This window comes from Rhizobium sp. S152 (genome assembly GCF_030380735.1).
Lineage (GTDB): Bacteria > Pseudomonadota > Alphaproteobacteria > Rhizobiales > Rhizobiaceae > Rhizobium.
On sequence record NZ_JAUDRZ010000026.1, the window covers coordinates 261580 to 285183 of the forward strand.

Genomic DNA, 23604 nt, shown 5'->3' on the forward strand with positions numbered 1-23604 from the left:
GAAAGCCGCCGAGAGGCGGCTTTTTTCTTGCTGTATTTCTTCGTCTTGGGAGAGGTGATGGTGACCGCGAGCAAACGCAGCCGCACGAGGTTGCGCAGCTATGCAACAATTGATGAAGTTAAGGTCGGCTTTGCTGCCGCTCGGATCGGCCCGATTTTAGTTCCATCGACCAAGGCCAGCAATGACGACAACTCGTTGCCACCGGCATTCAAGCGGGCCTGACGAAACTAGGTGGGTTCCATGAGGCACCGTGCCCGGAACCTATCCGGGCAACGCGCTTCCTGATGGGCTCCGTGTCAGATGGACTGAAGCGTCCAGTTGACGATCTCGCTGGAAACGCTGGAGAAGGCGCGGTCGAGTGCCTTGACGAAGGCTTCATTGCTTCCACCGCCTGTCGGCACCGACTGCGAGAACACCTTCTGCGCGCGCACCGTACCATTGCGGTCGTTGAGGATCTTGGCCGAAATCTCGACCACGGCACGGCTGCCGCCGCCCGCGCTGATTTCAAAGGAACGGATATCCGTGACGACCTGGTAGTCGATCGCCAGGCCCTGCCCCGGCACGCCGACCCCACCGAGCTTGCCGGAGTTTTCATAGGCCTCGACGAGCTTCGCCTGCACCATGCGTGGCAGCTTGTCGCTCCACTGCGCCTTGGCAAGATACTGGATTTCCGAGCCCGAGACGCGGATGACGATCTGCTCGCTGTTCAGCGCCTGTAGGGCCGTCGGTTGCTGCACCAGGATCTGCGCGCGCTTGGCGGCCGGTCCCGTGCCGGTCACCGGCGCCGACAGATCGAAGGTATCGTTCTTGGCCGACGTGCCGCAGCCGGCGAGCACGAGCGCCAGCAGCGGCAGCGCCATCGCGGCTTTTACGATCCGCGAACGACGCGCCAACATATCCGATACGGCCATATGCGTTCCCTCTACCTTCATCAGCGCCGCGTCCGGCCGTCATATTGTTTCACGGTGTCTCCGCCGAAGATCAGCCTTTGCGGATTCCGATCGAAATTGGTGATCGTATTGTTGAGATTTTCCACGGTGTTGCGCGTGTCGTTGACCAGCGTCTGCACGTCGCGCAATCCGCCACTCGAAAACTTCTGCAGATTGTCGGCGATCGGCCCGATCCGCGCGTTGAGATTGTCGGCCACGCTCTTGAACGACGCCAGTGTGTCGCGCGCCTGCGCAAACAGCGACTGCGTGTTGTCGGTGCCGAGCAACGCATCGAGCTTGATCAGGATGCCGTCGACGCGGGTGGAGGCCGAGTTGAGTTTGTTGGCCATCTGCGACACGTTCTGGATCGTCTGGTCGATATCCTTCTGATGCGACGAGACCGTATTGGCGACATCCTTGATCGAGGCGACGGCCACGCGGGCGTCCTTGGTCGCCTGCGAGATGTCGTCGATCGAGCCCTTCACCTTGGCCGGATCGATCTGCGCCACCAGCGTATCGACTCGATCGAGCGTCGCCTGCGCCTTCTTGCCGACCTCGTTATAGGTCGAAGCCGTTTCCCGGAACGTCTGGATGGCGCCCTTCAGGTCGCCGGAGGCATTCGCGATGTCGTCGCTGACCTTGGAGGCATTGGCGAGGATATGATCGATCTTCTTGGCATCGACCGCCTTGACCAGCGCTTCCACTGCTTCAAGCGTCGAATCCACCCGGCCGGACACCTTGCGGACGGTATCGGAAAGCTGCCCTACGCTCTGCAGGAAGCTGTCGATATTGCCGGAGTTCTTGGCGAGCGCGTCCGAGAAGGTCTCGGCGTTCTGCAACGTCTTGGTGAGCGGCCCGCGCGCATCCTTCACGAAGCCCTGCACCTGCCCGACGGCATCATTGGCGCGGTCTAGGATCTTGTCGGCGGTCGCGAGAAGGTTGGTCACGCTCGACTGATCGGCGACGATGACCGCCCGCTTCCCGGTATCCACCGACTGCTGGATGATATTCTTCTCGCCGACCTTGCCGCCGGAAAGCTCGATATAGGCAGCGCCGGTCAGGCCCTGGATTTCGAGAATGGCCTTGGTCGAGGGATAGATCGGCGCATCGACGCGAACCTCGGTGAAGGCCAGCGAGAACTGCGGATCATCGGCGTCGATCGACAGCGACTTCACCGAACCGACCTGAATGCCGTTGAAGCGGACGGGCGAGCCGACGCTGAGGCCGTTCGCGGAGCCCGGAATACGCACGATCAGCTCGGCCATCGGGCCGCCGCGTCCGTATTCGGCCATCCAGTAGACGAAGCCGAAGGCCGCAGCGATGACAAGCACCGTGAAAAAGCCGACAATCGTGTAGTTCGCTTTGGTTTCCATCGTATCCGCTCACTTCCCGCGGCTGTCTTGCGCCGGACTTGCGTCGGCGGCGTGGCCATCCTGCGGCACGATCGAGCGTGCGCGCTTGCCCTTGAAATAAGCCTGAACCCACGGATCATCGTAGGCCAGCATGTCCTGGATCGTCCCTTCCACCATTACCCGCTTCTTCCCAAGCACGGCAATGCGGTCGCAGACGGAAAACAGGCTGTCGAGGTCGTGGGTCACCATGTAGACGGTAAGCCCAAGCGTGTCGCGCAGCCTGGCAATGAGTTCGTCGAATTCGGCAGCACCGATCGGATCGAGGCCGGAGGTCGGCTCGTCGAGGAACACGAGTTCCGGATCGAGCGCCAGCGCGCGCGCCAGTGCTGCGCGCTTGATCATGCCGCCGGAAAGTTCGGAAGGATATTTGTCTGCCGCATCTGGCGCCAGGCCGACGAGGCGGATCTTCAGATGCGCCAATTCGTCCATGAGAGAAGGCGGCAGATCCAGATATTCGCGCATCGGAACCTGGATGTTTTCCTTCACCGTCAGCGACGAGAACAGCGCGCCTTGCTGGAACAACACGCCGAGCCGCATGTCGAGCGCGTTGCGCTGCGGTTCGTCCAGTTCGTCGAAGTCCTGGCCGAGGATCTTGATCTGCCCCGAGCGGCGCGGCAACAGCCGAAGCACGGTGCGCATCAGGACAGACTTGCCGGTGCCGGATGCGCCGACGAAGCCGAGGATTTCGCCGCGATAGATATCGAGGTTCAGGTTGTCGAGAACGATCTTCGAGCCGAAACCGACCGTGACGTCGCGCGCCGAGAGCACGATGTCGCGTTCCTTTTCTTGTCCGGTCTCTGTCGCCTGCTGTTCTTCCACGTCCCGTCCCTAGAAATTGATCGCCGCATAGAACATGGCGAAAAGCCCGTCCATGAGGATGACCACGAAGATCGCCTTCACCACCGAAGCCGTCACATGCTGGCCCAGCGACTCAGCGCTTCCGCCTACTTTTAAGCCCTCGACCGCCGCAACGATACCGATAACCAGCGCCATGAACGGCGCCTTGATCATGCCCGACAGCACGGTCGAGAGCGTGATCGCCTCATGCAGGCGCGCCAGGAAGTTCGCGAACGTGATGCCGGAATAGCCCCATGCCACCACGGCGGCCCCGAACAGCGAGGCGAAGTTGGCGAGAACGGTCAACAACGGCAGCGCCACGGTGAGCGCCACCAGCCGCGGAAAGATCAGCACGCCAATCGGGTTGAGACCCATGACCTTCAGCGCGTCCACCTCCTCGCGCATCTTCATCGACCCGATCTCGGCCGTGATCGCACTACCCGAACGGCCGGCGATCATGATCGCCGTCAGGAGAACGCCGATTTCGCGGAGCTGAAGAATGCCGACGAGGTCGACGACAAACACCTCCGCGCCGAAATAGCGCAGCTGGAAGGCGCCCTGCTGCGCGATGATGGCGCCGATCAGGAACGACATCAGAAGGATGATCGGAACGGCGCGCACGCCCATGTGGTCGATCTGGTTTACGATCGAGGCCGGCGACACGCCGCTACCGCGCCCAAACTTCATCTGCGCGCCGCGCACAGCCGAGCCGAGGATATACATGGCGGCCGAAAGATTGTTCCAGACGTCGTAGGTCATCTTGCCGACCGGCGCGAAAATGCGCTCGACGAGCGTCGTCTTCGGCTTCTGCTCAGGCTCCTGCTTGTCGGGCTCCTTCGAGAACTCCTCGATCATCTCGTCGATGTGGGAGTTGCTGCCCTCGAAACGAACGCTGTGGCCGTTCTCCTCGACCTGCTTCTTGAAGCGGCAGAGCAGCCAGACCCCGGCCGTATCGATGTCGGTCACATCGGAGAGATCGAGTGTCACATCGCCCTTGGCGCCGGATGTCAGCTTCTCGAAGTCGCGCAGAACGAGATGGATGTTGGAACTGCGCCAGTTGCCCTCGAGATGCACACGCTGCCCCGCGCCATCGGTCTGGTCGTCCACATGCAGTGAGGCGGCGTTACGGGGTTCGGACTTCAAAACTCTTGTGTCTTTCAAGGCTTACGGCGAAATTGCCGACTCGCGAACAAGAGTTCGCCGCTTGCCGGCAATATAACGAAGCCACACCAAATTTCCATGCGTGCAGGATTGCAAATATGCCACGGTCACTTGAAATTCATCCGGAATCCTTCCCGATCGCGGGGACTTTCACGATCTCGCGCGGTGCCAAGACCTCCGCCGACGTCATTACCTGCATCCTCAGCGATGGCGACCGAATCGGACGGGGCGAATGCGTGCCCTACGGCCGCTATGGCGAGACGATCGCCAGCGTCACCGCGCAGATCGAGGCGGCGCGCCCGCTGATCGAGGCAGGCATCTCCCGCCAGGAATTGCAGCAGGCGATGACGCCCGGCGCCGCGCGCAATGCCGTGGACTGCGCGCTGTGGGATCTCGAGGCGAAACAGCTGGGGACGACCGTGGCCCAGGGCATCGGCCTGCTTGCGCTACGCCCGCTCACCACCGCCTTCACCATCTCGCTTGGAGAGCCCGACGTCATGGCCGCCCAGGCTCGCGACAATTCGCACCGCGCGCTTCTGAAGGTCAAGGTCGGCACCGGTGACGACGAAAGCCGCATTCGCGCGGTGCGCGCCGCAGCGCCCGACGCGGCCATCATCCTCGACGCCAACGAGGGCTGGCCGGAGGAGACGCTGGCGCATCATCTGAAGATCGCCGCCGAACTTGGCATCGCCCTGGTCGAGCAGCCGCTGCCGGCCGGCAATGACGAACTGCTGGCCGAGATCGAGCGCCCGATCCTCGTCTGCGCCGACGAGAGCGTCCATCACACCGGCGACCTCGCCAGCCTGCGCGACCGCTACGATGCCATCAACATCAAGCTCGACAAGACCGGCGGCCTGACCGAGGCGCTGGCGATGAAGCGCGAGGCGCAGAGGCTGGATTTCAGGATCATGCTCGGCTGCATGGTCGGCACGTCGCTTGCGATGGCACCCGCCGTGCTTCTCGCGCAGGACGCCGACTTCGTCGACCTCGACGGCCCGCTGCTGCTTGCAAGGGACCGCGACCCCGGCCTTCGCTACGAGGCCTCCCTTGTCTGGCCGCCAGAGACCACTCTCTGGGGCTGAAGGTAGAAGGCGTAGACGATCAGCCCGAGCCCCGCGAGTGCCACCAAGGCCATGACGTAGTAGCTCGCAAGACCGAGCCAGGCGTAGATATAGCCAGCGGCGATCGTCATTAGCCCCATGAACATGCCGTTATAGAAGAAATAGGCGCCCTGCGCCGAAGATTCCTGCGTCTCCTGCACCGAGGCGACGATCCGGCGCTGCACGCCGGTATGCACGAACGCGTAGCTGAACGAATGGAAGCATTGCAGCAGGAAGAAGCCGAGAAAGCCCCAGTGCATCGGAAACAGGATCCAGCGGCAGACGCACATGGCGGCGCCGAAGCGGATCATCGTCCACGCATTCAGCCTCCGGCTGAGCTGCCGTGACAGAAAGAATACCGTCACTTCAGCCGCGACCCCGCCGCTCCAGAGCAGCGCTATTTCCGTGCCGCTGAAGCCGAGTTCGCGCCAGTAGATGGAAGCGAAAGCATAAAGGACGGCGTGGCTCGACTGCTGGATGGCAACGCCGATCAGCAGCGCCAGCAGATGCGGTTGCCGCAGCGAACTGCCGGTTGCCGCCGGAATATCGACCGGCGTGCCCCGCCGCCGCGTCGGCCCGATGCGCGGGCAGTAGAATGCCATCACCACAGTCATGACGAAGCCGAAGACCATCACCGGCAGCACCATCTCGCCGCCCCAGCGCCCAATCAGCTGGCCGCCGACGAGCGTCGAGACGATGAAGGCGATGGAGCCCCAGACGCGCATCGAGCCATAGTCCAGGCCCCAGCGTCGCACGCCGGAGATGACGATCGATTCCACGACAGGCACATAGGGCGCAAAGGTCGCGCCCTGGATCGTATAGACGATCAGCACCGGCCAGAAGGTCGTCGTCCAGTAAAGTGCGATCGCGGTCAGCAGCGACAGCGCGCCGGAGAAGACCAGCACGTCCGCCCGCTCCTTCATCCGGTCCGCATACATCGCCACAACAGGCGCCACGAGCACGCGCACCACCATCGGCACGGCAAGGATGAGCCCGATCTCATGATCGCTGAATTTGTGGAGCGCGAGCCAGACGGGAAAGAACGGCAGGGCCACGCCGTTCACCAGCAGCGGCGCGCAATAGGAGAGCGCGCTGAGCAGCCGGAAACGCGGCGGCGCACCCTCACCCGACAAAGGAAGTTGAGCGGGAATCATGTGGAAGACCTGAAAGGAACTTGGTCCTGCCTAACACATGAAATCGAGGGCAGCCACGCCAATCGCGTGACCACCCAAAACGATTTAAAAAATAAATTGGGCCTGCTGCCCGGAGGCAACGGACTAAATGTCTTCTAGAAAAGCTCGATGGCCGATTTCGCGTTACGCGGCGACCTGCGCCAGCGCCTTTTCGCGGTGTTCGATGGCGAGCGGGATCATCGGCAGGGCGTTCTCCGCGCCGCGCCATTCGATCAGCTCGAACGTGCCGTCCTGATGCTCGACGATCGCCGTGCAGCTTTCGACCCAGTCGCCGGTGTTGATGTAGCGGATGCCGTCGATGTCTTCCATCACGGCATGGTGGATATGACCGCAGATCACCCCGTCAGCCTCGTGCTTGCGCGCTTCGTCGGCGACGACGCGCTGGAACTCACCGATGAAGTTCACCGCGTGCTTGACCTGCAGCTTGGCCCAGGCCGAGAACGACCAGTAGGGCATGCCGAGCTTGCGGCGAACCGCCGCCAGCGCCACGTTGATCATGATCGCCATGTCGTAGGCCCAGTCGCCGAGGTAGGCGAGCAGGCGGGCGTTGCGGACCACGACGTCGAACTGGTCGCCGTGCAGCACCAGATATTTCTTGCCGTCGGCCGCCTCGTGCATCATGCGATCGACCACCTCGATGCCGCCGAAATGCGTGCCGGGAAAGTCGCGGAGAAATTCGTCGTGGTTGCCGGGAATATAAACGACGCGCGTTCCCTTGCGGGCCTTGCGCAGCACCTTCTGGACGACGTCGTTGCAGACCTGCGGCCAGTACCAGCTGCGCTTCAGCCGCCAGCCGTCGATGATGTCGCCGACCAGAACGATCGTATCGGCATCGTGATACTTGAGGAAATCGAGGAGGAAGTCCGCCTTGGCGGCCTTCGAGCCGAGATGTACATCGGAAATGAAGAGCGTACGGAAGTGCCGCGTATCCATATTATCCCTCTCAAGCATCATGCCATGTCCCACGGTTCATCTGCCCCTCCAAAACCAGAGTCGTGTTTCAGGAAGATGACATGCCCCTGAATCCATGGATTTTTGCGGTTTTTGGCCACGGCTTTGCCGGCCGCATCACATTTGCCCTCTTTTCGCAACTTCAGCCAAAATTCGGACTGTCTCGCTCTTCCGATTGATGTATTGAAGGCATTCCCAAAAACAAAAAAGCATGTGCGGCAGCCGGAGGCTTATGATGGATCACAGCGACAAACCGAAGACGGAAACCAATGCGGCAGGCGGGAGCCTCGACGAACAGGCGCTGTTCTTCCACCGCTATCCCCGTCCCGGCAAGATCGAGATCCAGGCCACCAAGCCGCTCGGCAACCAGCGCGATCTGGCGCTTGCCTATTCGCCCGGCGTCGCCGCCCCCTGTCTCGCGATCCGCGACAATCCGGAAACGGCCGCCGACTACACCTCGCGCGCCAACCTGGTTGCCGTGATCTCGAACGGCACGGCCGTCCTCGGCCTCGGCAATATCGGCCCGCTCGCCTCCAAGCCGGTCATGGAAGGCAAGGCTGTTCTTTTCAAGAAGTTCGCCAATATCGACGTCTTCGACATCGAGGTCGATGCGACGACCGTCGACCAGATGGTCTCCACCGTCGCCTCGCTGGAGCCGACCTTCGGCGGCATCAACCTCGAAGATATCAAGGCGCCGGAGTGTTTCGAGATCGAGCGGCAGCTGCGCGAGAAGATGAAGATCCCGGTCTTCCATGACGACCAGCACGGCACAGCCATCATCGTCGCCGCCGCGATCCTGAACGGTCTCGAGTTGGCCGGGAAGAAGATCGAGGACGTCAAGATCGTCGCCTCCGGTGCCGGCGCAGCCGCGCTCGCCTGCCTCAATCTGCTTGTCACCTTGGGCGCCCAGCGCGAAAACATCTGGGTCCACGACCTCGAAGGCCTCGTCTATGAAGGCCGCGTCGAGCTGATGGACGAATGGAAGAGCGTCTACGCCCAGAAGAGCGACACCCGTACGCTGGCTGAAAACATCGGCGGCGCCGACGTCTTTCTCGGCCTGTCGGCCGCGGGCGTCCTGAAGCCGGAACTGCTCGCGCAAATGGCCGAGAAGCCGCTGATCATGGCGCTCGCCAACCCGAACCCCGAAATCATGCCGGATCTCGCCCGCGCCGCACGCCCCGACGCGATGATCTGCACCGGCCGCTCGGACTTCCCGAACCAGGTCAACAACGTCCTCTGCTTCCCCTTCATCTTCCGTGGCGCACTCGATTGCGGTGCCGTAACGATCAATGAAGAGATGAAAATGGCCGCTGTGCGCGCCATCGCGTCGCTCGCCCGCGAAGAGCCGTCCGACGTCGCCGCCCGCGCCTATTCCGACGAAACGCCGGTCTTCGGCCCGAACTACCTCATCCCCTCGCCGTTCGATCCGCGCCTCATTCTGCGCATCGCGCCCGCCGTCGCCAAGGCTGCCGCCGAAAGCGGCGTGGCACTTCGCCCGATCACCGATTTCGACGCCTATCTCGACCAGCTGAACCGCTTCGTCTTCCGCTCCGGCTTCGTCATGAAGCCGATCTTCGCCGCCGCGAAGAATGCCGACAAGAAGCGGGTGATCTTCTCGGAAGGCGAAGACGAGCGCGTGCTGCGCGCCGCCCAGGTCCTTCTCGAGGAGGGCATCGCCAAGCCGATCCTGATCGGCCGTCCGCAGGTCATCGAGACGCGTCTGAAGCGCTACGGCTTGCGCATCCGTCCGCTATCCGATTTCGACGTCATTAATCCGGAAGACGATCCGCGTTTCCGCGACTATGTCGACCTCTATCTTTCGCTGGTCGGCCGCCGCGGCGTCATCCCGGAGGCCGCGCGAACCATCGTGCGTACCAACACGACGGTCATCGGCGCCCTGGCGCTGAAGCGCGGCGAAGCCGATGCGCTGATCTGCGGTCTCGAAGGGCGCTACGAGAAGCACCTGCGCGATGTCCGCCAGATCATCGGCAAACGTCCGAACGTCCGCGACTTCTCCGCGCTCAGCCTGCTGATCTCGCAGCGCGGCGCGACCTTCTTCACCGACACCTACGTGACCTTCAACCCGACCGCCGAGGAGGTGGCCGAGTCCACCGTTCTCGCCGCCGAGGAGATCAAGCGCTTCGGCATCACGCCGCGCGCCGGCCTCGTCTCGCACTCGAATTTCGGCTCGCGCGAATCCGAAAGCGCAACCAAGATGCGCGCCGCCCTGCAGCTCGTCCGCGAGACGGCGCCTGATCTCGAAGTCGACGGCGAAATGCACGGCGAAAGCGCGATCTCCACAGCGATCCGCAAGCGCGTCATGCCGGATACGACGCTGCATGACGAAGCCAACCTGCTGGTCTTCCCGAACCTCGACGCCGCCAACATCACGCTCGGTGTCGTCAAGTCGATGACGGACGGCCTGCATGTCGGCCCGATCCTGCTCGGCGCGGCGATGCCTGCCCATATCCTGGCACCTTCGGTCACCTCGCGCGGCGTGGTCAATATGGCCGCACTTGCCGTCGTTGAGGCATCCCAGCCGGCCTGATTGGCCTAATCCGGGAAAATGCTCTAGGATTTCAGCGGCAGCTTGTTAAGAAAAACGAGCTAGTAGAAAGGGGCGGCAGCGGCCGCCCCCGACAACTCGGTATTTGCTCGCCTTTGGGACGATGCCTTGAAACGCTGGATACTCTCTTTCGCGCTCGGCCTTGCGCTTGCCACACCGCTTCACGCCCAGACGGCGGAAATCTGCGGCGACCTGCGCGCGCGCATGGCCGATCTGCCTGAGATTATCGGTACCTCTCCGGAAATCCGCAAATTCGCCGGCGCGCTCGCCGAGCAGAACATCGAGCTTCGCAAGGTCCGCAGCGACCTCAGGCGCAACGGCTGCACCAGCGGCAGCATGGTCGTCATCGGCGGGGAGAATGCCGATTACTGTCAGGAACTCGGCCATGCCGAGACGCAGATGCTCGACAACATCCGCTATCTCCAAGACCAGCGTGACACGCTGCGCGCCCGGAGCGACGGCACCCGCGCCAGAAACGAGCTGATGGCAGCGCTCGATGCCAATGGCTGCAACGACCAGCGCTGGGCCATCGACCCGCAATATGAGCCTGCTCCCAGCATCGACGAACAGGCGACACGGGACAGCTTCATCTCTCCCGATGGCACCGACAATCGCCGCCTGTTCGGGTTCCCCGGCGGCGGCTCGCACGTCAACACCGTCTGCGTCCGCACCTGCGACGGCGGCTTCTTTCCGATCAGTTCGAACGCCACGTCGATGGACTTTTCCCGCGACGCCAGCACCTGTGCGCAGATGTGCCCCGGCGTTCAGACCGAACTCTTCTACCACGACGTATCGAGCACCGAGACCGCCAACATGACCTCGATCTCGACCGGCGCGCCCTACAGCGCCATGCCGAACGCCTTCGCCTATAAGGATCGCAAACCCGGCGAGAAGAGCAGTTGCACCTGCGATCTCACCGGCTATTACGAGCGCATGCGCAAGGGCCAGCAAATCAGCGAACCGCCGAAGCAGGGCTCCATCACCGTGATCGAGACCAAGAAGCCGGAGACGGAAGCCAAGCAGTCGGCACCGGCATCACAGGCACAGGTCCCCGATCGCCCCTACGACCCGGCGGCCAGCAAGGTGCGCCAGATCGGCCCGCAGTTCCTGGCCGGCGATCAGGGTACCATCGACCTCAGGAACCCCGCGACCCCGGGCCCTCAGCCGCAGCAGAACTGACGGGATCTCCAGCGGGCTCGCCCCAACGATCGGCGAAGACGAGCTCTTCCAGCGGCACCCGCTGGCGCCATCCCTTCACGGCAAGTTCCGGCTCCTGGTAAATCTGATCGACGTAGCCGACACACAGCCAGGCGACGATCTCGATCCTGTCGGGAACGCCAAGGATGCGCTTCAGATCCGTCTCATGAAAGATGCTCACCCAGCCGACGCCGATCCCTTCGGCCCGCGCCGCCAGCCACAGGTTCTGCACTGCGCAGACCGTCGAGTAGGAATCCATTTTGGGATTGTGAGTTCTTCCCAGCACGACGTCGCCGCAACGCTCGGGATCTGAGGTCACGCAGATTCCCAGCGGCGCCGTCCTGATCCCCTCGAGCTTCAGCGAGCGATAGGCCTGCTGCCGCGCCCCGGAAAACATTTCTGCCGCTTCCGCATTGGCCCGGCTGAATGCCTCCCATACGGATTGACGTACCTGAGGACTGCGCACCACGATGAAATTCCACGGCTGCATGAAGCCCACCGACGGCGCATGATGCGCGGCCTCCAGCAGCCGTCGCACCATGTCGTCATCGACCGCATCGGGAAGGAACTGAGACCGCACGTCGCGTCTCGTCGAAATCGCCTTGTAGACCGCCTCGCGCTCTTCGGCAGAAAAGGCAGCGGCTCCCGCAAGAGAGCCGGAATCATCTGGTCGCATCGTCTATCCCCAACAACACAACCGCCCGCCGTCCGCGCGGGTCAGTCTATGATGTCGGGCCGGTCTTCTGACTGGGCGTCATCCGCCCGCCGCGCCTTCCCGGCAGTCACCAGTGGCATATTGCGGCAGGCGTCGGCCTCACAGCGTTGGGCACGTTCCGGATTTGCACCGAATTCCCGATTCTCCCGCATGAGCGGGCACCCGACGGAACTGCTATGCCGTCCCGCCGCGCGATATGCAACAGCTTAGATCACTCAGCTACCGGGAAGTAGCGGACATAGGCGAACTCGTCACCACCAGGTGACCAGCAGGGCACATTGATCGTGCCCTGCCCGCCGAAGAGCTCGAACAAGGTCGTCAGGTTGCCGCCATCCATGTCCATCAGCCGTAGCCGGACATCAAGATCGCGCGGATGATCGAACACATCGGGGTCGTAGGAGAGGATCAGCACCTTGCTGTTGTCGGGCGAAGGATGCGGAAACCAGTTGCCGTAGTTGTCGCCGGTGATCTGCTGGAGCCCGGTGCCATCGGGATGGATGCGCCAGATCTGCATCAGACCCGTCCGGCTCGAGTTGAAGTAGATCCACTGCCCGTCGGCCGAATAATCAGGCCCATCATTACGCCCCTCGCCATGCGTCAGCCGCGTCTCCTCGCCGCCTTCGACCGCGATCGTGTAGATATCGAAGAGATCGTTGCGGATGCCGCAATAGCTCAGGCGCTTTCCATCGGGCGACCAGCCATGCCAGTAGGATGGCAGATTGGCTGTGACAGGCCTTGGAACGCCCCCTTCGGCAGGCACGATGTAGATCGCCGATTTTCCGTGCTCGACCTTGTCGGAGATCACGATCTCAGTGCCGTCGGGCGAAATGCCGTGGTCGTTGTTGCACTGCTGCGCGAAGCCGGTGTCGATTGTTTCAACGCTGCTCACCCCATCAAGCACCAGACGATGCAATAGTCCATCGCCGTTGAGCAGCAGGTAGGTGCCGTCGGGCGAAAAATTCGGCGCCTCGACCAGTTGATCGGTCTGCCAGACGACCCGCATCTCCTTGGTTTTTATGTTGTATATCTCTACGGAACTGCGCACGACGATCCTCCACTATCTGAACACGACACCGAATTAGGTCACCGACAGCCGCCGGGCAACCTGCCATCGCGCGCCGCGCTTTTGCACAAGCAATAAGCTCTTCGGATAAATCCGCGAAACAATACCGGTTCATCTAGCGTTCATGACGAAGATGTGACAGTTCAATGACGCTTTGATGACACTGGAGTTTTCCCCTTGATCGCGCAAGTCATGAGGTCTGCCACCGCAATGCGCGTGGCCTCGCTTTACGCCGGCTCGCGCGCGAACACGCGCTCGGCCGCCGTGCGCGTTGCACTCGGTGTCGCGCTTACGGCCATTCTTGCGCTTTTCACCACCATCGTGGTCGAAGCAATCGCCCGCGACACCTTCACGGATGTCGGCACCTTCCTGACATCGACCGCGCGTCCCGGCATGACTACCGTCGCCATGCTGACAGTCCTAATGCTGTCGCTGGACGCGGTCTTCGGCCGGCGCTTTCTGTCCGCGCTGCTGGTCGTGCCACTGGTCATCACCACGGCCTTCATATCCAACCAGAAGCAGCACTACCTCTCCGATCCGCTTTATCCGTCGGACATGCTGTTCGGACGGCAGATCATGGAGCTGCTGCCAGTCATGGTTCGCGATCGCCCCTTCACGGCAGTCGCTCTCGCCGTCGGTATCGTGCTCTCTGTGGCCGGCCTTGTCTTGGCCCTGCGCTACGGCTGGCGGCATTTCCCCAGGATTTCGGTCCCGACCCGCCTAAAGACTCTGTGTCTCGGCCTGCCCGTCATCGCCGCCTTCGGTTCACTGATGGATTACTCGCAGTATTCTTATATCCGCGACCGCCTGCAGGTCGTGCCGATGATGTGGGACCAGAAGGAAAACTACCGCAGCAACGGCTTCATCCTGGCCTTCATCTTCAACATTCCGATGGCCGACGTCGCAGCTCCCGCGGGCTTCGGAACACAGGCGCTGGATGCCATCCCGGCCCGCAACTACGGCTATCTGAGCGGCCCGCGCGAAAAGCCGGATGTCATCATGCTGATGAGCGAATCCTTCTGGGATCCGACGCGCCTGAAGACGCTGCAGTTCTCCGCCGACCCGATGCCCAATATTCGCGCTGCGCAGTCCGGCTATGTCTTCTCGCCCGAGTTCGGCGGCATGACTGCCAATGTCGAGTTCGAGGCGCTGACCGGGTTCTCCAACGCCTTCCTGCCCTATGGCAGCATCCCGTATCAGCAGTACATTCGCCGCGATATCCCGTCGCTCGCCACCTTCTTCCGCGGCGAAGGCTACGCGGCGCGCTCGCTGCATCCCTTCAGCGGCTGGTTCTGGAACCGCAACGAGGTCTACAAGGATTTCGGCTTCGAGGAGTTCCGCACCGAGGACACGATGCCGCCGATGGAAAAGCGCGGCATCTTCGCCTCCGATGATAGCCTGATGAAGGAGATCATGAACGAAGCCGACGGCATGGACCGCCCGTTCTTCTTCTTCGCCGTCACCCTGCAGGGACATGGCCCATACGAGCCGAACCGCTACGCCAAGAATACGATCGATATCCAGGGCAACATCCCCGATGCGGACAAGGCAACGCTCGGAACCTATACGCAGGGCGTGAAGGAAGCCGACGACAGCTTGAAGATGCTGATGGACTGGGCCGAGAAGCGCGACCGCGAAACGATCATCGTGCTGTGGGGCGATCACCTGCCGCCGCTCGGCAGCGTCTACATGAACACCGGCTACATGCCCGACCAGGTCGCCACCCGCAAGGCATCGGTCGACGTGATGAAGCAGGAGCATGAAACTCCGCTGGTCATCTGGTCCAGCAAGAAGGGCACCAAGAAGGACGTCGGCACGATCAGCCCGTCGCTGCTCTCCTATCACCTTCTGAAATACGCCGGCTTCGAGCACCCGTTCTACACCGGGTTCCTCGGCCGCGTGCAGAAGAAATACGACGTCGTCGACCGCTACCAGCTGGTCGCCCGCGACAACACGCCCTCTCCCAACTGGGTGTTGAAGCCGAAGGACCTGGATCCGCTGGTGCGCGACTACCGCTTCCTGCAGCACGATATCATGTTCGGCAAGGCGCAGTCGCTCGACCGCTTCTTCCCGCAGCACGCATGGTTGAGCGCCGACGGGTCATAATCGAGGTCGACGCGCTGCCGCATTGAATTTGGCCGCGGACCGGACTACTCCCGAATGAGGAATGTCTTTCGGGAGTCGCGCCATGAACAATCTCTCCAGCTTCGTCCACCTGCATTTCGACAAATCCGCCGGTGAACTTGGCGACATCGAAAAACGCGTCCTTGCCAAGGCGCATGAGCGCAAGATCATCTCCACCGACATCAACGCCGCGCTGAAGGCCGAATCTTCCTTCGGCGAGCGGATGGCGGACGCCATCGCGCGTGTCGGCGGCTCCTGGGGCTTCATCACGACCTTTCTGGTCTTTCTGGTTGTCTGGTGTGCCATCAACACCGTTGTGCTCGCTACCGGCGCCTTCGATCCCTACCCCTTCATCTTCCTCAATCTCGTACTGTCCATGATCGCCGCGATCCAGGCGCCGATCATCATGATGTCGCAGAACCGGCAGGCGGAACGCGATCGCTTCGAGGCGGCGAAGGATTACGAAGTCAACCTCAAGGCCGAACTCGAGGTTCTGTCGCTCCATCAGAAGATCGACATGCAGGTCCTCACCGAAATCGCCGCCCTGCGCGAGGACATCAGCCGGCTGGCAGCTAGGCTCGACAAGTAGGAGAGTTTCCGGCGACACCACCGAAGGTGGAGCTAAAATCAGCCTCGCTCCATCTTATGTGACCCGCCCGCCATTGAACCAGCTGGCAACATCGCACCTCCCTCAAGTGTAAACATCGCCGGAGCAAATCCCGCAAAAATACACTTATCGCGTTCATTAGCTTATCAAAAATTAATAAATGCGAACGTAATGTCGAACTGAACGTGCCGCAACCCATGATGGCGCCGGAGGTATGTCGAATGAAGACGATGCGTTGTTTCCATCGCCACAAAGGCGGAGCGGCAGCGGTCGAGTTTGCAATCGTGGCGCCCCTTTTCCTCCTGATCGTACTCACGCTGATCGCCTATGGAATCTACCTTAGCGCGGCGCACTCCCTGCAGCAGTTGACCGCCGACGCCGCCCGCACCGCTGTTGCCGGCCTCTCTGATCAGGAACGCGCAGAGCTCGTCAACAATTACATAGAGATCTCGACCATGAATGACCCGCTGATCGACAGGAAGAAGCTGGTCGTCAAAGTCGCCACCGACCCCAAGAACGCCAACCAGTTCACCGTGACGACGGAATACGACGCGTCTGCGCTTCCTATCTGGAAACTCTACACTTTCCCGCTCCCAAGCACGGTCATTCGCCGTTTTGCAACGATCCGCATGGGTGGCATATGAATGCTGCGTGGTGCCGGGCGACCTGGTCCGGATTGAAAGCCGACAAGGCAGGCAATGTGGCGATAACAGCGGCACTTTGCCTGCCTCTCATCGTCTACTCCCTGGCGCTCGGTGTCGACTACGGGATGGTCACCCTGCAGCAGCGCCGGCTTCAGCAATTGAGCGACATCGGTGCGATCGTCGCGGCATCCGACATCGACAACGCCGCCGCCAATCTTGCGACCAACTTCCAGAAGAACGGCATTCTCGTTGCCGTCAAGACCGCCGGCGGCTACGTGACCCCGGATGGCGGCCTGCCGCTCGACAGCAACAAGATCGGTCAATTCCAAGCTGTGGCGGAATACACGCCCGGCACCTATGTCGCCGACCCCACCATCCCCGCCGGTCAGCGCTTTGCCGCCGGCGTGAAGCCGTATGACGCCGTAAAGGTTGCAATGACGCAGAAGGCCGAATTCGCCTTCGCCAATGCCTTCACCACCCCGCCGACGCTGCATGCCACGGGAACGGCCTCGGCATCGAAGGTCGCCGCCTTCTCCATCGGCTCGCGTCTTGCGAGCATGAACGGTGGCGTCCTGAACGCTCTTCTCGGCAGCCTGCTGGGCACGACGGTATCGCTCAAGGTGGCAGACTACGAGGCTCTCCTGGCAACCGATGTCGATCTCTTGACCTTCCTCGATCTTCTGGCGACGGACCTCAACCTCACCGCGGCGAACTACGACAAAGTCCTCTCGACGAGCATCTCCTATCCGCAACTGCTTAAGACGCTCGGCAAGACCCCCGGCCTATCCGCGACCGCCTCCAAAACCATCGCCGCGCTCGAAAAGACACTGTCCACCACCCAGCTAAAGGTGAAACTGGAGGATCTCGTCAATCTCGGCCAGACCGGCGAGCGCCTCGTCGGCACCGGCTCGCATCTTTTGGTTCAGGCAAGCGCACTCGACATTCTCTCTACTACGGCACTTGCCGCCAACCAGAAGAAGCAGGTGGCTGTCAATGTCGCGGCCGGTGTTCCCGGCCTGACCAACGTCACGCTGAACCTCGCGATCGGCGAACGTCCGCAGGGCGTGACCTCCAATGCGCTGGGCACGATCGGTACGGCAGTGCGAACGGCGCAGCTGCGTCTTCAGATCGAGGCCACCGTCTCCGGCCTCGCCGCCATCACCGGCATCAAGATCCGCATTCCGCTCTACGTCGAGGCGGCCTATGGCGAAGCAAAGCTCCAGACATTCTCCTGCCTCGGCGGCAATCCCCGCAACGCCAGCCTCGGTGTCGATGTCGTCCCCGGCGTGGCGGAAATCGCACTTGGCGATGTCGACCAGACGGCGATGGCGAACTTCGGCAGCAAGCCACGCGTCACGAGAGCGACGATCATCGACGCCACGCTGCTCAAGGTCTCCGCCATGGCCGACACCACCGCGACCAACAGCACCAAGCAGCGGCTCACCTTCCAGCAGCCGGACATCGCCGCCAAGACGATCAAGAACGTTTCCACACGCGACACGCTGACGACGACGGTGCAATCTCTTCTGAAGAAGACGGATATCCGGCTGCAGCTGCTCTTCATCACGCTCGGCACGGATACCACGGTGCTCGGCGCCATCGCCGACACGCTCTCCGCCGCCACCGTGCCGCTCGACGAACTGCTCTACAACACGCTGTTGTTGCTCGGCATCAAGATCGGCGAGGCCGACGTCCGCTTCACCGACGCCCGCTGCCAGCAGTCCGTACTGGTGCAATAGAAAAAGCCCGGCGCAATGGCCGGGCTCTCCTTCATTCTATTTTCCCGAAGATCAGGCGCTGACGGCCAGACGCTTTTCGTCGCGACCGCTCTTCATGCGCTCGGACAGCAGGAATGCCAGTTCGAGTGCCTGGTCGGCATTGAGACGCGGGTCGCAATGCGTATGGTAGCGGTCGTGCAGGTCTTCCGCCGTGACCGCGCGCGCACCGCCGGTGCACTCCGTCACGTCCTTGCCGGTCATCTCGATGTGGATGCCGCCGGGATGCGAGCCTTCCGCGCGGTGAATCTGGAAGAAGCTTTCGACTTCCGACAGGATCCGCTCGAACGGACGCGTCTTGTAGTGGTTGAGCGTGATCGTGTTGCCGTGCATCGGATCGCAGGACCACACGACCTCGCGGCCCTCACGCTCGACGGCGCGGATGAGACGCGGCAGGTGATCGGCGACCTTGTCGTGACCGAAGCGGCAGATCAACGTCAGCCGGCCGGCCTCGTTGGTCGGGTTCAGGATATCGATCAGGTTCAGCAGATCGTCCGCCTGCAGCGAAGGACCGCACTTCAGACCGATCGGGTTCTTGATACCGCGGCAGTATTCGACATGCGCATGGTCCGCCTGACGCGTACGATCGCCGATCCAGATCATGTGGCCCGAGGTCGCGTACCAGTCGCCCGAGGTCGAGTCGACGCGGGTTAGCGCTTCCTCGTAGCCGAGAAGCAGGGCTTCGTGGCTGGTGAAGAAGTCGGTCTCGCGCAGGCTCGGCTGGTTCTCGGCGGTAATGCCGATCGCCTTCATGAAGTCCATGGTTTCGCTGATGCGGCCGGCGAGCTTGTGGTAGCGCTCACCCTGCGGGCTGTCCTTGACGAAGCCGAGCATCCACTGGTGCACGTTCTCGAGGTTGGCATAGCCACCCATCGCGAAGGCGCGCAGCAGGTTCAGCGTGGCCGCCGACTGGCGGTACGCCATGGCCTGACGCTCAGGGTTCGGAATGCGGGACTCTTCCGTGAACTCGATGCCGTTGATGATATCGCCACGGTAGCTCGGCAGCGACACGTCGCCCTGGGTCTCGATACCAGACGAACGCGGCTTGGCAAACTGACCGGCGATACGACCAACTTTCACGACAGGCAGCTGCGCGCCATAAGTCAAGACGACGGCCATCTGCAGGAAGGCGCGGAAGAAGTCACGGATGTTGTCGGCGCCGTGCTCGGCGAAGCTCTCCGCACAGTCGCCGCCCTGCAGCAGGAAACCGTTGCCTTCGGCGACGTTTGCGAGATGCTTCTTCAGGCGGCGCGCTTCACCGGCAAAAACCAGTGGCGGATAGCTTGCGAGCTGGGCTTCCGTTGCTGCCAATGCCGCCTGGTCCGGATAGTCCGGAACCTGCTGGATCGGTTTTTGCCGCCAACTGTTCGGAGTCCAATTCTGTGCCATTTCGCTCACCTGTTCCAGCATCCGGCCTCTTGCCGGATGTCTCGCCTTAAAAATGCTGGGCGGCTTATAAACCTTTACCGCCTTTTTGCATAGCCGCGTTTGAGCCTCATCGAGGCGCATTTGCGGCCGTGTCGAGCGCTACATAAAGGGATTTGGAAGGACGATTTCAAACGGGAAATGCATCACGCTGTGATGCCAATGGGAAACGCAGTGTCTCCATTGGACGACCGTGCCGGGAAGGGCTTCGCGGCACGGCTCGAAACACGTCTCAGACGCGCACGCCATCCCGCAAGCGATAGCTCGGCGCATACGTCGTCACCAATTCTTCGGCTGCCGTCGGATGTACCGCCATGGTCCGGTCGAAATCATCCTTGGTGCAGCCGGCCTTCAGCGTGATGCCGAGCAGCTGCGCCATTTCGCCGGCGTCGTGACCGAGGATGTGGGCGCCGATCACCTTGCGGCTTGCGCCGTCGACGAGCAGCTTCATGATCATCTTCTCGGTCCGGCCGGAAAGCGTCGCCTTCAGCGGCCGGAACTGCGCGCGATAGACCTCGACATCCTTGTATCGCTTGCCTGCCTCTTCCTCGGTCAGGCCAACGGTCCCGATCTCCGGCTGCGAGAAGACGGCGGTCGCGATCGTGTCGTGGTCCGGCTTGGTCGGATTGTTCTTGTATTCGGTCTCGATGAAGCACATCGCCTCGTGGATCGCCACCGGCGTCAGCTGTACCCGGTCGGTGACATCGCCCAGCGCATAGATGTTCGGAACGTTGGTGCGCGAGTAATCGTCGACGACGATGGCGCCGCGCGCGTCGGTCGCGACGCCCGCCGCCTCCAGCCCCAGGCCTTCCGTGTTCGGAACGCGCCCGATCGCCAGCAACACCACATCGGTCGTCAGCGCGCCGCTGTTCAGCGTCTCGACCTCAAGCCGAGCGCCGTCCTTCGATACCTTCTTCAGCATCTCATGGCAGAGAATGCGAATGCCCTTGGCGACCATCGCCTCATGCAGCCCGCGGCGCATGTCGTGGTCGAAGCGCGAGAGGATTTCGGCCCCACGATAGACGAGAGTCGTCTCGACGCCGAGGCCATGGAAAATGTTGGCGAACTCGACCGCGATGTAGCCGCCGCCGACGATCACGATCGACTTCGGTAGTTCCTCGAGATGAAAGGCCTCGTTGGACGAAATGCAGAGCTCGGAGCCCGGCAGCGCCTCGTGCGGATTGGGCCGCCCGCCGGTCGCGATGACGATGGTCTTCGCCGTCACCGTCTTGCCGCTGTTGACCAACCGCACCGTGTGCGCGTCCACCAGTTCGGCGCGCGTCTCAAGGATCTCGGCGTTGGCGCCCGACAGCCCCTTCTTGTACAGCCCCTCGAGACGGGTGATCTCGGCATCCTTGGCCGCGATCAGCTTCTTCCAGTCGAACGAGCTTTCGCCAACCGTCCAGCCGTATCCCGCCGCATCCTCGAAATGCTCGTGATACTGCGAGGCGTAGACGAACAGCTTCTTCGGCACGCAACCGCGAATGACGCAGGTGCCGCCGTACCGATACTCCTCCGCGATCGCCACCTTCTTGCCGAGCGATGCGGCAACCCGCGCGCTGCGCACGCCGCCGGATCCGCCACCAATGACGAAGAGGTCGTAATCGTAGGAAGTCATGAAAAGCTCCGGATGGAATCGTCGGAAGGGATGGCACAGATATAGTGCCGGGGGCACCAAAAACAAAAGCCCGGACGATGCCGGGCTTTCGCGATTTCCAATATCCCAGGCTTACGGCTTGGCCGCGGGCTTCGCGGCCGCTGCCGGAGCAGCCGGATCGGTACCGGCGGCAGGCGCAACCTTGATCACCTTCGAGAGCTCGGTGCTGGTAGACTTCTGCAGGTCGCGAGAGATGCCCTGCGCCCAGATATCGGCCGCCTTGACGGTCTCGCGCGAAGCGATCGGGCCGTCACGCAGCAGCTTCTGGCCGACCGGCGAGCTGTAGAACTGAGCGATCGCGTTCAGCTCCTCGACCGAGAAAGCCTTTGCGTAGGTGAGCGCCGCTTCCTTTTCGAGATCGGCGCGACGTGGTGCGAGAGCAAGCGCCTGCTTGTCGACCTCAGCCGTGATCACGTCCTGGTAGTTCGGCGAATCCTGGATCAGGTCGGCCTTCAGGCGTTCGGCCAGCCCCGGCAGGATGTTGTCGAACTGAGTGGTCGCGCCGATGGCGTCGATAGCGGCGCGCGCCGCCTTCAGCTGTTCCGGAGAAGCTTCCTGGGCATGCGCCGCAGAGCCGAGTGCGATACCCGAAAGCACCACGGTCGCAGCAGCAAGACGGCCAAGACCTGCAAATTTAATCATGAGTTTCAATGCTCCTGTTACCTGTTCGCCCTGAGCGTTCGTGCGCCTGCTGGACCAGCGATGATCGCAAGCGTCGCCATGTTGAGAAAGAGCCCGTGTTCAACGACTCCGGGTATCGAATAAAGCGCGTTTGAAAGCGCCTCTGCATCAGGAATACGGCCAAAAGATGCATCGATGATGTAGTGGCCGCCGTCCGTGGTAAAATCTCCGTCACCGGATTGCCTCAGCGTCAGCTTGCCGCTCAGACCGAGCCGCGACGCCTGTTTTTCAATGGCGATACGCGTGGCGACGAGCCCGAAGATGTTGACCTCGATCGGCAACGCGAAGGCGCCGAGGGTGTCGACCAGTTTGCTTTCGTCGGCGATGACGATCATCCGCTCGGACGCGGCCGCGACGATCTTTTCACGCAGCAACGCACCGCCGCCGCCCTTGATCAGCCGCAGGTCGGAATCGACCTCGTCGGCGCCGTCGATCGTCAGATCGAGCGTTGGCAGTTCGTCCAGCGACTTCAGGGGAACACCAAGCTCGACGCAAAGTCTCGCGGTGCGCTCCGAGGTTGGAACACCCTCGACCCGGAACCCGCCCGCGACCTTCTCGGCCAGCAGCCGCACGAACTCCTCGGCCGTGCTTCCGGTCCCGATCCCTAGCCGCATGCCGTCTTCGACATGCGACAGCGCAACCTCGGCCGCCTTGATCTTCATTTCGCGGGCATCCATGCGCCGCATACTCCGGATTGTTACGTTGGATGTGCTGTTTACACGCCTCGCAGGTCAAACGAAAGCCAAAATAACGCAATGATTTTCGAAATACGGGGACGGTCGTTACTACCCCTCAATCCTTGGGGGCGTTGCAATTACAGTGCCTATCGCCTACTCCCGGAGCGTTCCAATTGCGAAGAGGCACCCACTTTGATCCCTGCCCTTATCGTCTTCGATCTCGACGGCACGCTGCTCGATACCCACGCCGATCTCGTCGAAAGCCTGAACCACACGATTTCAGCGATCGGCCTTGCGCCCGTGAGCTACGACGACCTCACCCACCTCGTCGGCCAGGGCGCCAAGGTGATGATCGAGCGTGCCTGCAAGCTGCAGGGCGAACCGATCGACGAGAGCGCGCTGCCGCCCCTGCTCGACCGATTCATAGCCCACTACAGCGCCAACATGCCGGGACACACAATGCCATATCCCGGCGTCGTTGATGCCATGAACGCGCTGAAAGACGCAGGCTGCAAGCTCGCCGTCTGCACCAACAAGCTCGAAGGCCTGGCCCGGCCGCTGCTTGACAAGCTCGATCTCACCGGCCACTTCGATGCGATCACCGGCGGCGATACCTTCGAGGTACGCAAGCCCGACGCGAAACACCTGCTCGGCACCGTCGAACTCGCGGGTGGCGACGCCAGCCGCACGATCATGATCGGCGACAGCGTCAACGACATCATGGTTGCCCACAATGCCGGCATTCCCTCGATCGCGGTGCCCTTCGGCTATTCGGACGTGCCGGTCGAAACCCTGAACCCGACCCGCGTCATCACCCACTACCGCGAACTGACGCCGGCGCTGGTGGAAGAGTTGCTGGCAGGCGCCATTTCCTGAGAGCGATGCGAAGA

At 62.1% G+C, this 23604-nt stretch carries 21 protein-coding genes and 1 riboswitch; of the genes, 9 read left to right on the plus strand and 12 right to left on the minus strand.

The genetic code is table 11. From position 1 onward, the window contains the following. The first annotated feature begins 27 nt into the window (after window positions 1–27). Window positions 28–222 carry a hypothetical protein gene (locus tag QTL95_RS20485; RefSeq protein ID WP_289721756.1) on the plus strand — a complete coding sequence of 65 codons (195 nt, stop codon included), beginning with the start codon at window positions 28–30 and terminating at the stop codon, window positions 220–222. Between the two features lie 74 nt (window positions 223–296). Here the strand turns inward: QTL95_RS20485 and QTL95_RS20490 are convergent, their stop codons facing one another. The 4 genes from QTL95_RS20490 to QTL95_RS20505 are packed head-to-tail and all read right to left on the minus strand — an operon-like array spanning window position 297 to window position 4339. Next, window positions 297–911 (minus strand): ABC-type transport auxiliary lipoprotein family protein, encoded by a 615-nt coding sequence (locus tag QTL95_RS20490; RefSeq protein ID WP_289721757.1) that lies wholly within the window; start codon window positions 909–911, stop codon window positions 297–299. Window positions 912–931: 20 nt separating this feature from the next. Then, entirely contained in the window at window positions 932–2302 is a 1371-nt protein-coding gene (locus QTL95_RS20495; protein ID WP_289721758.1) for an MlaD family protein, read from the minus strand. A gap of 9 nt (window positions 2303–2311) precedes the next feature. Continuing rightward, the gene (locus QTL95_RS20500) at window positions 2312–3160 is read right to left on the minus strand and encodes an ABC transporter ATP-binding protein (RefSeq protein ID WP_289721759.1); all 849 of its coding nucleotides are present in this window, start codon (window positions 3158–3160) and stop codon (window positions 2312–2314) included. A gap of 9 nt (window positions 3161–3169) precedes the next feature. Then, window positions 3170–4339 (minus strand): ABC transporter permease, encoded by a 1170-nt coding sequence (locus QTL95_RS20505; protein WP_289721760.1) that lies wholly within the window; start codon window positions 4337–4339, stop codon window positions 3170–3172. 98 nt (window positions 4340–4437) lie between these two features. Here QTL95_RS20505 and dgcA point away from each other — a divergent pair, with 98 nt between their 5' ends. Next, complete coding sequence (dgcA, locus tag QTL95_RS20510) at window positions 4438–5421, plus strand: N-acetyl-D-Glu racemase DgcA (RefSeq protein WP_289721761.1); 984 nt, start codon at window positions 4438–4440, stop codon at window positions 5419–5421. Here the strand turns inward: dgcA and QTL95_RS20515 are convergent. Continuing rightward, entirely contained in the window at window positions 5373–6593 is a 1221-nt protein-coding gene (locus tag QTL95_RS20515) for an MFS transporter (RefSeq protein ID WP_289721762.1), read from the minus strand. The genes dgcA and QTL95_RS20515 overlap by 49 nt on opposite strands. Window positions 6594–6755: 162 nt before the next feature. After that, entirely contained in the window at window positions 6756–7565 is an 810-nt protein-coding gene (locus tag QTL95_RS20520) for a UDP-2,3-diacylglucosamine diphosphatase (RefSeq protein WP_442981327.1), read from the minus strand. Window positions 7566–7818: 253 nt separating this feature from the next. Here QTL95_RS20520 and QTL95_RS20525 point away from each other — a divergent pair, with 253 nt between their 5' ends. Together QTL95_RS20525 and QTL95_RS20530 are read left to right on the plus strand one after the other, a co-directional pair. After that, a complete protein-coding gene (locus QTL95_RS20525; RefSeq protein WP_289721764.1) occupies window positions 7819–10131 on the plus strand; it encodes an NADP-dependent malic enzyme in 2313 nt (770 codons plus the stop codon). Between the two features lie 126 nt (window positions 10132–10257). Further along, the gene (locus QTL95_RS20530; RefSeq protein WP_289721765.1) at window positions 10258–11328 is read left to right on the plus strand and encodes a DUF2865 domain-containing protein; all 1071 of its coding nucleotides are present in this window, start codon (window positions 10258–10260) and stop codon (window positions 11326–11328) included. On the opposite strand, the gene bluB is transcribed toward QTL95_RS20530, so the two are convergent. Continuing rightward, complete coding sequence (bluB, locus tag QTL95_RS20535; protein WP_289721766.1) at window positions 11285–12022, minus strand: 5,6-dimethylbenzimidazole synthase; 738 nt, start codon at window positions 12020–12022, stop codon at window positions 11285–11287. The genes QTL95_RS20530 and bluB overlap by 44 nt on opposite strands. Window positions 12023–12062: 40 nt before the next feature. Continuing rightward, a riboswitch (cobalamin riboswitch) is annotated at window positions 12063–12242 on the minus strand. A 30-nt stretch (window positions 12243–12272) separates the two neighbouring features. Beyond that, window positions 12273–13106 (minus strand): TolB family protein, encoded by an 834-nt coding sequence (locus tag QTL95_RS20540; RefSeq protein WP_289721767.1) that lies wholly within the window; start codon window positions 13104–13106, stop codon window positions 12273–12275. A 210-nt stretch (window positions 13107–13316) separates the two neighbouring features. On the opposite strand from QTL95_RS20540, the gene QTL95_RS20545 reads away from it, so the two are divergent. From QTL95_RS20545 to QTL95_RS20560, 4 genes are all read left to right on the plus strand, one after another. Further along, on the plus strand, window positions 13317–15230 hold the full coding sequence (locus QTL95_RS20545; RefSeq protein ID WP_289721768.1) for an LTA synthase family protein: 1914 nt from the start codon (window positions 13317–13319) through the stop codon (window positions 15228–15230). A gap of 82 nt (window positions 15231–15312) precedes the next feature. After that, window positions 15313–15837, plus strand: a complete 525-nt coding sequence (locus tag QTL95_RS20550) for a DUF1003 domain-containing protein (protein ID WP_289721769.1) — start codon at window positions 15313–15315, stop codon at window positions 15835–15837. Between the two features lie 239 nt (window positions 15838–16076). Continuing rightward, entirely contained in the window at window positions 16077–16499 is a 423-nt protein-coding gene (locus tag QTL95_RS20555) for a TadE/TadG family type IV pilus assembly protein (RefSeq protein ID WP_442981328.1), read from the plus strand. Continuing rightward, window positions 16496–18238: a pilus assembly protein TadG-related protein gene (locus tag QTL95_RS20560; RefSeq protein ID WP_289721770.1), complete on the plus strand. Its 1743-nt coding sequence runs from the start codon at window positions 16496–16498 to the stop codon at window positions 18236–18238. Before QTL95_RS20555 ends, QTL95_RS20560 begins: the two co-directional genes overlap by 4 nt. 51 nt (window positions 18239–18289) lie before the next feature. On the opposite strand, the gene QTL95_RS20565 is transcribed toward QTL95_RS20560, so the two are convergent. The 4 genes from QTL95_RS20565 to rpiA form a co-directional block, all read right to left on the minus strand. Further along, entirely contained in the window at window positions 18290–19663 is a 1374-nt protein-coding gene (locus QTL95_RS20565; protein ID WP_289721771.1) for a class II 3-deoxy-7-phosphoheptulonate synthase, read from the minus strand. Between the two features lie 268 nt (window positions 19664–19931). Then, entirely contained in the window at window positions 19932–21317 is a 1386-nt protein-coding gene (gene gor, locus QTL95_RS20570; RefSeq protein WP_289721772.1) for a glutathione-disulfide reductase, read from the minus strand. A 111-nt stretch (window positions 21318–21428) separates the two neighbouring features. Beyond that, window positions 21429–21998, minus strand: a complete 570-nt coding sequence (locus QTL95_RS20575) for a DUF2059 domain-containing protein (protein WP_289721773.1) — start codon at window positions 21996–21998, stop codon at window positions 21429–21431. A gap of 17 nt (window positions 21999–22015) precedes the next feature. Then, a complete protein-coding gene (rpiA, locus tag QTL95_RS20580) occupies window positions 22016–22714 on the minus strand; it encodes a ribose-5-phosphate isomerase RpiA (RefSeq protein WP_289721774.1) in 699 nt (232 codons plus the stop codon). 192 nt (window positions 22715–22906) lie between these two features. Between rpiA and QTL95_RS20585 the strand changes: the two genes are divergently transcribed. Further along, window positions 22907–23590 carry an HAD family hydrolase gene (locus tag QTL95_RS20585; RefSeq protein WP_289721775.1) on the plus strand — a complete coding sequence of 228 codons (684 nt, stop codon included), beginning with the start codon at window positions 22907–22909 and terminating at the stop codon, window positions 23588–23590. Window positions 23591–23604 lie beyond the last annotated feature (14 nt).

Bases quoted from the DNA above. Each gene is read 5' to 3' on its own strand.
- QTL95_RS20525 (WP_289721764.1), top strand. From the start codon at position 7,819: ATGGATCACAGCGACAAACCGAAGACGGAAACCAATGCGGCAGGCGGG.
- QTL95_RS20575 (WP_289721773.1), bottom strand. From the start codon at position 21,998: ATGATTAAATTTGCAGGTCTTGGCCGTCTTGCTGCTGCGACCGTGGTG.
- rpiA (WP_289721774.1), bottom strand. From the start codon at position 22,714: ATGGATGCCCGCGAAATGAAGATCAAGGCGGCCGAGGTTGCGCTGTCG.
- QTL95_RS20560 (WP_289721770.1), top strand. From the start codon at position 16,496: ATGAATGCTGCGTGGTGCCGGGCGACCTGGTCCGGATTGAAAGCCGAC.
- QTL95_RS20490 (WP_289721757.1), bottom strand. From the start codon at position 911: ATGGCCGTATCGGATATGTTGGCGCGTCGTTCGCGGATCGTAAAAGCC.
- QTL95_RS20545 (WP_289721768.1), top strand. From the start codon at position 13,317: ATGAGGTCTGCCACCGCAATGCGCGTGGCCTCGCTTTACGCCGGCTCG.
- gor (WP_289721772.1), bottom strand. From the start codon at position 21,317: ATGACTTCCTACGATTACGACCTCTTCGTCATTGGTGGCGGATCCGGC.
- QTL95_RS20555 (WP_442981328.1), top strand. From the start codon at position 16,077: ATGAAGACGATGCGTTGTTTCCATCGCCACAAAGGCGGAGCGGCAGCG.
- QTL95_RS20520 (WP_442981327.1), bottom strand. From the start codon at position 7,565: ATGGATACGCGGCACTTCCGTACGCTCTTCATTTCCGATGTACATCTC.
- QTL95_RS20515 (WP_289721762.1), bottom strand. From the start codon at position 6,593: ATGATTCCCGCTCAACTTCCTTTGTCGGGTGAGGGTGCGCCGCCGCGT.
- QTL95_RS20565 (WP_289721771.1), bottom strand. From the start codon at position 19,663: ATGGCACAGAATTGGACTCCGAACAGTTGGCGGCAAAAACCGATCCAG.
- QTL95_RS20550 (WP_289721769.1), top strand. From the start codon at position 15,313: ATGAACAATCTCTCCAGCTTCGTCCACCTGCATTTCGACAAATCCGCC.
- QTL95_RS20495 (WP_289721758.1), bottom strand. From the start codon at position 2,302: ATGGAAACCAAAGCGAACTACACGATTGTCGGCTTTTTCACGGTGCTT.
- dgcA (WP_289721761.1), top strand. From the start codon at position 4,438: ATGCCACGGTCACTTGAAATTCATCCGGAATCCTTCCCGATCGCGGGG.
- bluB (WP_289721766.1), bottom strand. From the start codon at position 12,022: ATGCGACCAGATGATTCCGGCTCTCTTGCGGGAGCCGCTGCCTTTTCT.